The organism is Sporosarcina ureae, from assembly GCF_002101375.1.
Classification (GTDB): Bacteria; Bacillota; Bacilli; order Bacillales_A; family Planococcaceae; genus Sporosarcina; species Sporosarcina ureae_B.
Map to the genome: position 1 here is coordinate 1933725 of NZ_CP015207.1, position 12588 is coordinate 1946312.

The 12588-nt window shown below is 40.5% G+C and carries 14 protein-coding genes; 13 read left to right on the forward strand and 1 reads right to left on the reverse strand.

Going from position 1 to position 12588, the window contains the following annotated elements:
* The first annotated feature begins 79 nt into the window (after positions 1–79).
* The 10 genes from SporoP8_RS09585 to rsmI all read left to right on the forward strand — a co-directional run bounded on the left by SporoP8_RS09585 (position 80) and on the right by rsmI (position 7201).
* A complete protein-coding gene (locus SporoP8_RS09585) occupies positions 80–1507 on the forward strand; it encodes an aminotransferase class I/II-fold pyridoxal phosphate-dependent enzyme (RefSeq protein ID WP_332308430.1) in 1428 nt (475 codons plus the stop codon).
* A gap of 15 nt (positions 1508–1522) precedes the next feature.
* Entirely contained in the window at positions 1523–2164 is a 642-nt protein-coding gene (tmk, locus tag SporoP8_RS09590) for a dTMP kinase (RefSeq protein ID WP_085132296.1), read from the forward strand.
* Positions 2165–2217: 53 nt separating this feature from the next.
* Positions 2218–2547 carry a cyclic-di-AMP receptor gene (locus SporoP8_RS09595; protein WP_009499399.1) on the forward strand — a complete coding sequence of 110 codons (330 nt, stop codon included), beginning with the start codon at positions 2218–2220 and terminating at the stop codon, positions 2545–2547.
* Between the two features lie 17 nt (positions 2548–2564).
* Positions 2565–3005: a YaaR family protein gene (locus tag SporoP8_RS09600; protein WP_085132297.1), complete on the forward strand. Its 441-nt coding sequence runs from the start codon at positions 2565–2567 to the stop codon at positions 3003–3005.
* 68 nt (positions 3006–3073) lie between these two features.
* Entirely contained in the window at positions 3074–4084 is a 1011-nt protein-coding gene (gene holB, locus SporoP8_RS09605; RefSeq protein WP_085132298.1) for a DNA polymerase III subunit delta', read from the forward strand.
* Complete coding sequence (locus SporoP8_RS09610; protein ID WP_085132299.1) at positions 4077–4904, forward strand: PSP1 domain-containing protein; 828 nt, start codon at positions 4077–4079, stop codon at positions 4902–4904. Before holB ends, SporoP8_RS09610 begins: the two co-directional genes overlap by 8 nt.
* Positions 4905–4917: 13 nt before the next feature.
* Positions 4918–5277, forward strand: coding sequence for a DNA replication initiation control protein YabA (gene yabA / locus SporoP8_RS09615; protein ID WP_085132300.1), 360 nt, complete (start codon positions 4918–4920; stop codon positions 5275–5277).
* Positions 5278–5332: 55 nt separating this feature from the next.
* Positions 5333–6076: a tRNA1(Val) (adenine(37)-N6)-methyltransferase gene (locus SporoP8_RS09620; protein ID WP_085132301.1), complete on the forward strand. Its 744-nt coding sequence runs from the start codon at positions 5333–5335 to the stop codon at positions 6074–6076.
* Positions 6063–6326 carry a GIY-YIG nuclease family protein gene (locus tag SporoP8_RS09625; RefSeq protein WP_085132302.1) on the forward strand — a complete coding sequence of 88 codons (264 nt, stop codon included), beginning with the start codon at positions 6063–6065 and terminating at the stop codon, positions 6324–6326. Before SporoP8_RS09620 ends, SporoP8_RS09625 begins: the two co-directional genes overlap by 14 nt.
* Positions 6326–7201: a 16S rRNA (cytidine(1402)-2'-O)-methyltransferase gene (gene rsmI, locus SporoP8_RS09630; RefSeq protein ID WP_085133605.1), complete on the forward strand. Its 876-nt coding sequence runs from the start codon at positions 6326–6328 to the stop codon at positions 7199–7201. Before SporoP8_RS09625 ends, rsmI begins: the two co-directional genes overlap by 1 nt.
* A 43-nt stretch (positions 7202–7244) precedes the next feature.
* On the opposite strand, the gene SporoP8_RS09635 is transcribed toward rsmI, so the two are convergent.
* Positions 7245–7520 (reverse strand): transition state genes transcriptional regulator AbrB, encoded by a 276-nt coding sequence (locus tag SporoP8_RS09635; protein WP_029054857.1) that lies wholly within the window; start codon positions 7518–7520, stop codon positions 7245–7247.
* 266 nt (positions 7521–7786) lie between these two features.
* Between SporoP8_RS09635 and metG the strand changes: the two genes are divergently transcribed.
* The 3 genes from metG (at position 7787) to SporoP8_RS09650 (ending at position 12479) form a co-directional block, all read left to right on the forward strand.
* A complete protein-coding gene (metG, locus tag SporoP8_RS09640; RefSeq protein WP_085132303.1) occupies positions 7787–9781 on the forward strand; it encodes a methionine--tRNA ligase in 1995 nt (664 codons plus the stop codon).
* Positions 9782–10307: 526 nt separating this feature from the next.
* Positions 10308–11075, forward strand: coding sequence for a TatD family hydrolase (locus tag SporoP8_RS09645; RefSeq protein WP_085132304.1), 768 nt, complete (start codon positions 10308–10310; stop codon positions 11073–11075).
* Between the two features lie 132 nt (positions 11076–11207).
* Positions 11208–12479 carry a G5 and 3D domain-containing protein gene (locus SporoP8_RS09650; protein WP_085132305.1) on the forward strand — a complete coding sequence of 424 codons (1272 nt, stop codon included), beginning with the start codon at positions 11208–11210 and terminating at the stop codon, positions 12477–12479.
* Positions 12480–12588 lie beyond the last annotated feature (109 nt).

Genomic DNA, 12588 nt, shown 5'->3' on the forward strand with positions numbered 1-12588 from the left:
TGATGTGACATGAAAAGCGATACTCCCTTAGTCAGGAGTGTCGCTTTTTGCTATACTAAATGAAAGTAAAGGAGTGCGTATGATGAAGTATCAAGATCGTCCACTTGTGCAGGCATTGGAGAATTTCCATAATAGGAAACCCGTTTCATTCCATGTACCCGGACATAAAGGTGGCGCATTATCTGATTTGCCGGCAGCTGTACGCCAAGCACTTGTCTATGACCTGACGGAACTGACAGGACTTGATGACTTACATGAACCGACAGGAGCGATTAAAGAAGCAGAAGACAAGTTGGCGCGTCTTTATGAAAGTGAACGGAGTTTCTTTCTGGTGAATGGTTCGACTGTAGGGAACCTGGCTATGCTGTATGCGACAGTTCAGCCGGGAGACTTGGTAATTGTGCAACGTAATGCACATAAATCGATATTCAATGCGCTGGAACTGACAGGTGCGAATCCAGTGTTTCTATCTCCGGATTGGGATGAACAGACGCAGACGGCTGGAACGGTATCATTGAAGTCTGTAAATGAAGCACTCAAGCAGTATCCGAATGTGAAAGCGGCTGTTCTCACCACACCTACTTATTACGGATTAATAAATAAAGATTTAAAACAGATTGTAGAAGTATGTCATAGCCACAGTATACCGATTCTCATTGATGAAGCGCATGGTGCACATTTTATAGTAAATGATGCATTTCCCAAGAGTGCACTTGAACTCGGAGCAGATCTGGTCGTTCAGTCTGCGCATAAAACTTTACCCGCCATGACGATGGCTTCTTTTTTACATGTTCGATCGAAATTTGTGAAGGGGGAAAGAGTAGCACATTTTCTCCAGATGCTACAGTCGAGCAGTCCATCCTATTTATTGATGGCCTCTTTGGATGATGCAAGGTATTATGCAGAGACGTATAGTGAAGATCACTATAAAAGCTTTCAAATATACCGAAATAATTTAATTCAAGGTCTGTGTAATATAGAGTGCGTCGAAGTGGTGGAGACTGACGATAAACTAAAGTTGCTGATCCGTGCTACAGGTCATACGGGATACGCCTTGCAGGAAGCATTGGAGCAGCAGGGAATTTATTCAGAATTGGCGGATGTGTATCAAGTGTTATTTGTATTGCCCTTGGTGAAGACGGGGGATGAAGAACGATGCGCTGACATAATTGGAAAATTTAAGCGAGCGATGGACTGTGTAACGGTGAAAAAAGCTACTTCAATACGGGTCAACAACTTTTTATCGATCAGTTCTTCGTCATCGGTAGTATATACAGCAACTCAGCTTCATATGATGGATACGGAGTGGATACATATCCAGTTAGCAACGGGAAAAGTAGCAGCAGACGCGATTATTCCATATCCACCGGGTATACCTCTTTTATGTGCTGGAGAACGTATTAGCCAAGAGCACACCGAACAAATACAAGATCTTTTAATGGCTGGCTGTAGATTTCAAGGAGCAATCAATATGGAGACGAAAAAAGTAAAAGTAGTTCTGGAATAGATAGGGGATAAGAAGATGGCAGGATTATTTATTAGTTTTGAAGGGCCGGAAGGGGCTGGTAAGACGACCGTATTGCAAGAAATTGCAGAACGCCTAAAGGCACAAGGGCAAGATGTGGTCATGACACGAGAACCGGGTGGTATTCCTATTGCAGAAAAAATTCGTGAAGTTATCTTGGATTCAAATCACAGTGCGATGGACGGCAAGACGGAAGCATTGTTGTATGCAGCCGCGCGCAGACAACATTTAGTAGAGAAAATTATACCTGCACTAAAGCAGAACAAAATTGTATTATGCGATCGTTTCATTGACAGTTCATTGGCATATCAAGGATTTGCACGTGATTTAGGCATTGATGAAGTACTGGCAATCAACTTGTTCGCGATTGAGGAATATATGCCGGATTGCACAATTTTCTTCGATGTACCGCCTGAAGTAGGACTAGCCCGAATATGGAGAGATAAAGACCGTGAACAGAACCGTCTGGATTTAGAAAAAGTGGAATTTCATGAGCAAGTGTACAAAGGTTATCAAGAAGTGATGCTACGGGATGAAGGGCGAATCCGAGTGGTAGACGCTCAACAATTACCAGCACAAGTGATTGAAAATGTTTGGCAAATTGTAAGTTCAGAAGTCAACTTACATAAGAATTCGTGATATAATAAAGAAGATATATGTTTTTATGAGAAATCGGAAAAGGGGAGAGTACATTGAAACTGATTGTAGCAGTGGTACAGGACCAGGACAGTAACCGATTATCTTCCGCATTGACTAAAAGTGATTTTCGGAACACAAAATTAGCCAGTACAGGTGGATTTCTTCGCGCAGGTAACACAACGTTTCTAATGGGTGTGGAAGATGAGTTAGTCTCCAAGGCACTGGATTTAATTCGTGATAATTGCCGTTCTCGGGATCAAATGGTCGCACCAGTTTCACCAATGGGCGGTAATGCGGATTCATATATTCCGTATCCAATTGAAGTAGAAGTAGGCGGAGCTACTGTATTTGTCTTGCCAATTGAACAGTTCCACCATTTTTGATTTAGAGGTGAATGCTGATGAAAGTCAATGGTGAATACCGTACAGGGATGGATAAGTTATCGCCTGATCCACTTCGGCATGCACAAAGTAATGCCAAGTTTGGACAAATGGTAGAAAAACAAGGATCGCGTCTGCAAGGAGAACAGATCGCACGGTTATTTGGGGATATCTCAAGTGCTGGAGATCGTCTCGCGAGGTCTCGAAATTTACGTGACATGGCAAAATATAAGATGTTGATCAAACGCTTTTTGAAAGAAGCAGTAGATTCAGGTATTGAGTTAACACAATCTCATACATGGAACCAATTTGGTGAAGGTCGCCGGTTGAATCTTGTCCAAACAATAGATGAAAAACTAATGGCGTTGACGGAAGCGCTGTTGGATGAAGAAGAATCATCCATTGATTTACTTGCCAAAATAGGTGAAATCAAAGGTCTTCTGATCAATTTATATACGTGATCCCGTGCCGCACTTACATGTAGCACGGTTTTTTTTGCAACAACTTTACTAACTAAGGAGGAGCTTGCATGTCACAGAAGTTGCACGACCATGCATTGCAGTCTCAGAAACCAGTTATCGATAAATTAACTATGATTCACAAAAGACAGCGTATAGGACATGCTTATATATTTGACGGTTCAAATGGTGCAGGCAAAGAAGCGGTTGCGCAATATTTTACGAAATTGCTATTATGCATGAATCCAAAAGAAAATGTTCCATGTGAAACATGTCATTCGTGCAAACGTATAGAATCGGGTAATCATCCGAACGTAGTATGGATTAGACCGGATGGACAGGATATCAAAAAGGATCAAATGTCTGAATTGATTATGAAGATGACGAAAAAAGGGTATGAAGAAGGACGGAAAGTATATGTAATGGTTCATGCGGAAAGAATGAATATTTCCGCAGCCAATACATTGCTGAAATTTCTTGAAGAACCTGAAGGAAGTGTTACAGCTATCTTGCTTACGGATTCCTATACATCCATTTTGCCGACGATTCAATCACGTTGTCAGCGTATTTCACTTCAGCCGATGAATCGCCAAAATAGTATTGAAAGTCTCGTGGAAAAAGGAGTTACAGTTTCTATGGCATCCACTGTAACGATGATGACAGCAAATGTCGAAGTGGCTTATGAGATGGCCCAAGAAGATTCCTTTGTACAGAGACGGAAATTAGTGTTAAAATTAGTAGAAGCAATCGAACAGCGATCTCCAGGAGAGGCATTGCTGTTCATTCAGACGGATTGGATGCCTTTCATGAAGGAAAAAAGTGATTGTGAACAAGGGCTTGATTTGCTTCTCTTCGCATACCGTGATATTGTGGCGATAAAAGCGGGTTTGCAGTCGACTATATCCTATCCCGATCAATTAGAAGTTTTCACGGGACACTCTGTCAAAAACGCATATAGCAGTTTAACTGTTAAAATAGATGCCGTCTTGCAGGCGAAAAAACGATTGCATCAAAATATGAATCGTACGCTTTTACTAGAACAATTGGTGCTTACTATGCAGGAGGGGTTATTGTTTGTTTAAAGTCGTAGGCGTCCGCTTTAAAAAGGCGGGGAAATTATATTATTTTGATTCCTTGGATATGCCAATTGAAATTGGCGACTATGTCATTGTGGAAACCGCAAGAGGCGTAGAGTACGGTAAAGTAGCCAGTCGAAGTAATGAAATAGATGATGAAGATGTCGTCCTGCCACTGAAAAAGATCATTCGTCTTGCAGATGATGGTGATCGTGAACGTGTGAAAGAGAATGAGCAAGAGGCAAATGAAGCGTTTGATGTCTGCGCTGAAAAAATCATAGAACATCAATTAGATATGCGTTTAGTAGATGTAGAATATACATTTGACCGTAATAAAATTGTCTTTTACTTTACTGCTGAAGGTCGCGTGGACTTCCGCAATCTAGTAAAGGATCTTGCTGCGATTTTCCGGACGAGAATCGAATTGCGCCAAATCGGTGTACGTGATGAAGCGAAAATGCTAGGTGGGATTGGTCCATGTGGTAGAATGCTTTGCTGTTCAACATTTTTAGGAGATTTTGAGCCGGTATCCATTAAGATGGCAAAAGATCAAAACCTTTCACTGAACCCATCGAAGATTTCAGGTCTATGCGGTCGCTTGATGTGTTGCTTGAAGTATGAAAATGATGAATATGAAGAAGCGAAAGCGCTAATGCCCGATCTTGGTAAACAAGTAGTGACACAAGATGGAGTAGGAAAGGTAGTCGGACTGAACTTATTGGAGCGTGTGCTTCAAGTGAATATGCCGGCATTTGAACGAGTAGTGGAATATGCGTGGAGTGAGATTGAGGATTTACAGAAAGAAACAGCTCAATTGACTAAATGATGAGGTGGAACAGTTGAAAGAAGTGAACTTCCTTGACAGGGTAATGGATTTTGAACAACAGTTGGATTCTATGCAAAAACAATTCAGGGAACTTATTGGATTTGTTGCAGAGATGACTGAAGAAAACCACTCGCTTCGTCTGGAAAACCATCATCTACGAACGCGACTCGATGAAATCGATAAGATTACACAAGAAATAGAAGAGGCCGCGCGTGATGAACGTCCAAAGAAGCTTGACGTGGGCGAAGGCGTAGACAATCTAGCTCGTTTGTACAATGAAGGTTTCCATGTGTGCAATGTCCACTATGGCAGTAGCCGTAAAGGCGAAGATTGTCTATTCTGCCTGTCATTCTTAAATAAACAGAACGGTTGAGAGGTCAATTCCTATTTTTAGGTATTGGCTTTTTCTTTTGATTAAAGGAGTGTAGATTGTGAACCTAGAAAGTGATGAACGACTAGACTATTTATTAGCGGAGGACTTGCGCATCATTCAAAGTCCTTCTGTTTTTTCCTTTTCGCTAGATGCAGTGTTGTTGGCTCGTTTTGCCTATATGCCGATCCGTGGAGGAAAGGTTGTAGATTTGTGCACAGGTAACGGTGTAATCCCTTTGTTTATGAGTGCTCGGACGAAAGGTGAAATCATCGGTATTGAATTGCAAGAACGCTTAGCGGATATGGCACAAAGAAGTATAGCGCTAAACGGTCTGGAAGAACAGATTACCATTGAAAACGAGAACGTCATAGGTATTGCAAAAAAAATCGGTTATGAGTTATATGATACCGTCACATGCAATCCGCCTTATTTCCCGGCAAATGATGCAAGTGCTAGAAATAAAAGTGAGTATTATACGATTGCTAGGCATGAAGTGGAGCTTACACTTGATCAAGCAGTAAAGTCTGCAAGTGAATTATTGAAACAAGGTGGAAAAGCTGCTTTTGTCCACCGTCCCGGTAGACTCCTAGACATCATCACATCCATGAGACAGTATCGACTAGAACCGAAGCGTATTCGTTTTGTTTATCCGAAAGAAGGGAAAGAAGCGAATACACTATTGATCGAGGCAATTAAGGATGGAAAACCTGATCTTAAAATTCTTCCTCCTTTATATGTCTATCGAGAAAACGGAGAGTATACAGAAGAAGTGAGGCAGTTATTGTATGGAGAAGAATGAACATTTCTTCTATGTGCTGACATGTAATGATGGATCATACTATGCTGGATATACGAATGACTTAGAACGCCGCTTGCGTGTACATAATGAAGGAAAAGGTGCAAAGTATACGAGAGGACGTCTGCCTGTAAAGTACATTTATCAAGAATCATTTGAAACACAGCGACAAGCGATGCAAGCAGAATATCAGTTTAAGCAATTAACCCGAAAACAAAAAGAACACTATATAAAAAAGGAGCGGTCCACATGATTACGTCACAAAAGAGTGCCGAAGCAACAGAGTTCGGAAAATTGTTCATCGTAGGCACACCAATCGGCAACCTCGAAGATATGACATACCGTGCAGTCCGGATCTTACAGGAAGCAGATTATATTGCGGCGGAGGATACGCGTAATACGATTAAATTATGTAATCATTTTGAGATTAACACACAAATGATCAGCTATCACGAGCATAATACGCGTGTGGCGGGAGAAAAAATTATAGAACTCCTTCAAGAAGGGAAGGATATTGCCATTGTCAGTGATGCGGGAATGCCATGTATTTCAGATCCCGGTGCAGATCTCGTGGAATTGGCGATTGAAAAAGGAATTGCTGTCGTTCCCGTGCCGGGACCGAATGCAGCTATTACAGCATTAGTAGCTTCAGGTATTACACCGCAACCATTTCTGTTTTTCGGATTTCTATCGCGTCAAAAGAAGGAATTAAAAATACAGCTTGAGAAATTACAGCACTATGAAGAAACATTGTTATTTTACGAAGCTCCACATCGTTTAAAACAAACATTGCGCGGTTTAGGAGAACAATTTGGAGATGAACGGAAGATTGTGATGGCCCGTGAATTGACGAAGCGGTTTGAAGAGTTCTTAAGAGGAACGATTGCAGAAGCAATTGAGTGGGCAGAATCCAATGAAATCAGAGGGGAGTTCTGTTTGGTTGTGGAAGGTAATCAAAACGTGCAACTCGAAATCGCGACTGCCTGGTGGACAGATTTATCGATTAAACAGCATGTCGAGCAGATAATAGAAGAAAAGGAAGTTCGTTCGAAAGATGCAATCAAGGAAGTGGCAGATGTTCGTGAGTTGAGTAAACGAGATGTTTATCAGGCATATCACGTGGAATAAGACGAAAAAACCTGAACGTATACATGTTCAGGTTTTTTGTCAATCAATTGATTTTGTTTTGAATTTCATCCATCAATTGCTTTGCACCTTCAGGGCTCAAAATTAATTTACCATCGATCAAACGAAGGTTATCGTCCGATACTTCTCCTGTAATAGAACATGTCATATTAGGCATGTACTTTTTCAAGATAATTTTATCGTCGTCCACGTATATTTCTAACGCGTCTTTTTGCTCGATACCGAGCGTACGACGAAGTTCAATCGGGATCACAACACGGCCTAGCTCATCAACTTTTCTTACAATTCCAGTAGACTTCATGGAAAGAATTCCTCCTACACTCCAAATTTAACATTCGTCAAAATTCGACATGATTCTCTTGTCTGTTAAATATCATACCAACACTTCCAATAATCGTCAATCATCATAACTCAAATAAACACTATTAATTTTTATTAATTATTTGACAGGTAAAAAATGAGAGACGTTGTAAGTATGGGAATTGTCGTCAATGAGCAAGCTAAAAGAAGTTATAAAAGTATAAGCTTCAGAGGAGAACATGGCACTTTTGTGTAACATCCTATAAAATGAAAATATACATTAATTATTTGGAGGAATTACGCGTGGAGAATCAATCAAAAACATTTTATATCACAACACCTATTTATTATCCAAGTGGAAAATTTCACATAGGAACTGCATACACGACAATTGCATCAGATGCAATGGCGCGATATAAGCGTTTACGTGGATACGATGTCAGATTTCTAACTGGAATGGACGAGCATGGCCAGAAGATTCAGGAAAAGGCAGAAGAGGAAGGTCTATCTCCAATTAAATATGTCGATGGCATTGCGGACATCGCGAAAGATTTATGGAAACTGATGGATATTTCTTATGATGATTTGATCCGTACAACAGAAGACCGTCATAAGACCATCGTTGAAAAGATATTTAAGAAGTTCCTTGATAATGGAGATATCTATAAAGGAAAGTATGAAGGATGGAAATGTGTTCCGTGTGAATCGTATTTTACCGAGTCGCAACTGGTAGATGGAAACTGTCCAGACTGTGGTCGTCCGGTTCACCGAGTAGAAGAAGAGTCATACTTCTTCAATATGAAAAAGTATGCAGACCGTCTACTTACCTATTATGAAGAGAATCCTACATTCATTGAACCGGAATCACGCAAAAATGAAATGATCAATAACTTCATTAAACCAGGACTTGAAGATTTATCTGTTTCCCGTATGTCATTTGACTGGGGAATTAAAGTGCCTGGAGATCCAAAACATGTTATTTACGTCTGGGTTGATGCATTGACGAATTACATTACGTCACTTGGTTATATGTCTGATGACGAGTCTTTATTCAATAAATACTGGCCTGCGGACGTTCACGTTGTGGGGAAAGATATCGTTCGTTTCCATACAATTTATTGGCCAATCTTCTTGATGGCACTCGATTTGCCATTACCGAAGAAAGTATTTGCACATGGTTTCATCATGATGAAAGACGGTAAGATGTCGAAATCTAAAGGCAATGTAGTTTATCCGGAAATGCTTGTTGAACGCTATGGTCTTGATGCTACGCGTTACTTCCTACTTCGTGAATTACCATTTGGTCAAGACGGCGTATTTTCACCGGAAGCATTTGTCGAACGTATTAATTATGACTTGGCGAATGACTTAGGAAACTTATTGAACCGAACGATCTCTATGATCAATAAATACTTCGATGGTGAAGTTCTGACAGAAGGTCTTGTACCGACTGAATTTGATGCGTCATTACGCGATATGATTCAGCATACAGTGAAAAAATACGAGACCTCTATGGAGAAAATGCAATTCAGTGTCGTTCTCACCGATGTGTGGGCATTAATTTCTCGTACAAATAAATATATTGATGAAACATCTCCATGGGTATTGGCGAAATCAGAAGAAGATCGCATGAAATTAGCGTCAGTCATGTATCACTTGGCATTATCCCTTCATCATACAGCGGTACTCTTGCAGCCGTTCATGACAAATGCACCGAAACAAATGATAGAACAACTAGGTCTATCTGATGATTCATTAGGTTGGAGTACATTACATGAAGGCTATGCAATTCCTTCGGGCACAACTGTTATCAATAAAGGTGTTCCCATCTTCCCGCGTCTGGAGACAGAAGTAGAAGTCGAGTACATTCGTCAGCAAATGGCGATCACGGCACCTGCTGAAGTGGAAGACCAGGTGGAGGAAATGAAAGAAGAAACAAATGAAATCACATTCGACGCATTCATGAACGTCGACATGCGTGTAGGCACTGTCACAGCGTGTGAAAAAATGCCAAAAGCCGACAAACTATTAAAGCTACAGGTGGACTTAGGCTATGAGCAGCGTCAAGTAGTGTCTGGCATTGCGCAACATTACAGTGCTGAGGATGTAGTAGGTATGAAAGTAATCGTCGTTGCGAATTTGAAGCCAGTTAAACTACGTGGTGAATTATCACAAGGTATGATTTTAGCAGGCGAAAAAGACGGTGTGCTAAAACTTGCTACTGTTGATCCGGCATTAGAGAATGGAGCACAAGTAAAATAATTGGTCATGTAAATAAAGCTGTCAGTAGAGGTCAGAATCAATGACTTCTGTTGGCAGTTTTTTTGTTTAGGTATCAATTAGGTGGTTGAAGAGTAGGATGCGGAGTTATGTAGTTGCGCATGAGGGATTATTGCTTGTTATGTAAAGGTTTGGCGACTTGGTAGGAAAGAGGCGGTATTAAACAGTTGTTTTGCTAGAAAGCTTACGCGACATGTCTAGTTATAGAAAATGAAGAAGTATATACTTTTTCCGTGTCCTTTTCTTAGTCCAAACATCAAATGCAACGTCCTTTACCCTAGAAAATGATATACCACTTTGCTTAACTTTATGTCGCACATGTTACAACAAACCTATAAATACTAAAAGTTTACCGGATCCTCGCTAATGCTTGAGCATGTCTAGCGGTAAAGCGTTTCGAAGCGCGTAGACGGAATAAACAAACTATTTGTTACACAACTGTAATACAAATGAGATGAAAGACACAATCAAAGACAATAGAATAGAAAACAGTGTTAGGAGAGATACTATGTTTATTGATACACATGTTCATTTAAATGCAGATCAATACGAAGAAGACGTGGAAGAAGTCATTCAACGTGCTATTGATGCAAACGTAGAAAAAATGATCGTAGTTGGGTTTGATACAAAAACTATCAACAAAGCTATGGAATTAGTAGAAAAATACACATTCATCTATGGTGTTATTGGTTGGCACCCTGTCGATGCAATAGATTGCACTGATAGCGATCTACAATGGATCAAAGAGTTGTCAGCCCATCCGAAAGTCGTCGGCATTGGAGAAACCGGTCTCGATTACCACTGGGATAAATCACCGAAAGATATACAGCAAGAGTTGTTCCGTAAACAGATACAACTGGCAAAAGAAGTAGAACTGCCAATCATCATTCATAATCGCGACGCAACAGGTGATGTAGTCCGTATTCTGCAAGAAGAAAATGCAGCGGAAGTTGGCGGGATTATGCATTGTTACAGCGGTAGTGTTGAAACAGCAAAACAATGTATAGAAATGAATTTTCTTATCTCGCTAGGCGGACCTGTAACATTTAAGAATGCTAGAATGCCAAAAGAAGTAGCAACAACTATTTCCCTAGACAAACTACTGATCGAAACGGATGCACCATATTTAGCGCCACATCCTTATCGGGGGAAACGCAACGAACCTTCTTATGTCACATTAGTGGCGGAAGAAATCGCAAGGTTGAAAGAAGTGTCGGTTGAGGAAGTAGCAAAGCAAACGACTGCAAATGCATTACAACTGTTTAAGATTACGTGAACGACTTATGGCAATTATTTGTCTAACGGATCTGAAATGTCTTAAGTTGGGAACGGTTAGTAGTTTGGAAGTTTGACAGTGTAAAACAAACGCTATATACTCAGCCGAGTAATGAAAGGGGAAAATTTTAACATGTCTCAGAAGAATACTAAGTTTATGCGCATTGCGATTTTATTTATGGCAGTGGCATTATTCGTAGCGACAACGTCACTCGTATTGATTGACGGAAAAAAGAAGAATGTCTCAATGGACCTTAATGGTAAGCAAATAGAATTACGTACAGCAGCAGCGACAGTCGGAGAAGTACTAGCAGCGAATGACGTGAAAGTACAAGAGCATGATTTAGTAGAGCCGACAGTGAACACGCCAATTGAAAATGATACAAAAATCAAATGGCAAAAAGCAAACAAAGTAGTAATTGACGTAGATGGCAAAACACAAGAACTCTGGACAACAGAGGCAACAGTGAATGATGTACTGAAAACGGCAAATATTGAAGTCACTACACATGATGAAGTTGAACCAGCTTTAGCGACGAAGATTACGGAAAATCAACCGATTGCAATTGCTAAAGCATTCCCTGTGACTGTTAAAGACGGGGGTAAAGAGCGTACGGTATGGTCAACGCAAACAACGGTCAGAAAGTTTTTGACAGATCAGAACATCCGTCTTTCAAACTTGGATAAAGTAGAAGGCGACACGAGTGCAAAGTTGACGGCATCTAATGCAGTGGTTAACATTGCACGTGTAGAAAAGATTACAGATGTAATTGAAGAAACAGCAGACTTCAAAACAAAAAGAAAAACAGATATGACTATGCTTAAAGGTAAAGAGAAAGTTGTTACGAATGGTAAAAATGGTAAACTACAAAAGAAATTCCAAATTACCAAAAAGAACGGAAAAGTAGTTTCTCGTGAATTAGTTGGTAAGACAATGGTGGAAGAACCTACACATAAAGTAGTGCATGTAGGAGCTAAAGCACCAAAAGTAGAAGTTGCAACTGCAACACCGGCTCTAGCAAAAGCATCTACAAATGCAACGGCAAAGTCTTCAAGTACACCAGCACAGGCGCAAGTGGCAGTATCACGTGGTAACAGTAGCGAACCGAGCGGTGGAAAAGAATTCTTCGCGAATGCAAGTGCGTATACAGCTTATTGTAATGGTTGTTCAGGGATTACAGCGACAGGTATTAACTTGCGTGCGAACCCGAATATGAAATTAATCGCGGTTGATCCACGAGTGATTCCACTAGGCTCTAAAGTTTGGGTGGAAGGCTATGGTTATGCAATCGCAGGAGATACAGGTGGTGCTATCAAAGGAAACCGTATCGATTTACACATGCCTACAAAAGAAGCAGCTTACTCATTTGGTCGTCGTCAAGTAAAAATTAAAGTCATCAATTAATAGCCATATACCGATAAGAGGAGAAAAATACTCACTCTTATCGGTTTTTTCTGTTTCCTGCCGATATGGTTGTACAGAATTGAAAAAACACAGTAAAATAGAAAGAATG

What these genes read in the sequence shown, in the direction of transcription:
- SporoP8_RS09600 (WP_085132297.1), top strand. Translation starts at nt 2,565, where the DNA reads ATGAAAGTCAATGGTGAATACCGTACAGGGATGGATAAGTTATCGCCT.
- holB (WP_085132298.1), top strand. Translation starts at nt 3,074, where the DNA reads ATGTCACAGAAGTTGCACGACCATGCATTGCAGTCTCAGAAACCAGTT.
- SporoP8_RS09585 (WP_332308430.1), top strand. Translation starts at nt 80, where the DNA reads ATGATGAAGTATCAAGATCGTCCACTTGTGCAGGCATTGGAGAATTTC.
- SporoP8_RS09635 (WP_029054857.1), bottom strand. Translation starts at nt 7,520, where the DNA reads ATGAAGTCTACTGGAATTGTAAGAAAAGTTGATGAGCTAGGCCGTGTT.
- SporoP8_RS09645 (WP_085132304.1), top strand. Translation starts at nt 10,308, where the DNA reads ATGTTTATTGATACACATGTTCATTTAAATGCAGATCAATACGAAGAA.
- metG (WP_085132303.1), top strand. Translation starts at nt 7,787, where the DNA reads ATGAAAATATACATTAATTATTTGGAGGAATTACGCGTGGAGAATCAA.
- SporoP8_RS09625 (WP_085132302.1), top strand. Translation starts at nt 6,063, where the DNA reads ATGGAGAAGAATGAACATTTCTTCTATGTGCTGACATGTAATGATGGA.
- SporoP8_RS09650 (WP_085132305.1), top strand. Translation starts at nt 11,208, where the DNA reads ATGTCTCAGAAGAATACTAAGTTTATGCGCATTGCGATTTTATTTATG.
- tmk (WP_085132296.1), top strand. Translation starts at nt 1,523, where the DNA reads ATGGCAGGATTATTTATTAGTTTTGAAGGGCCGGAAGGGGCTGGTAAG.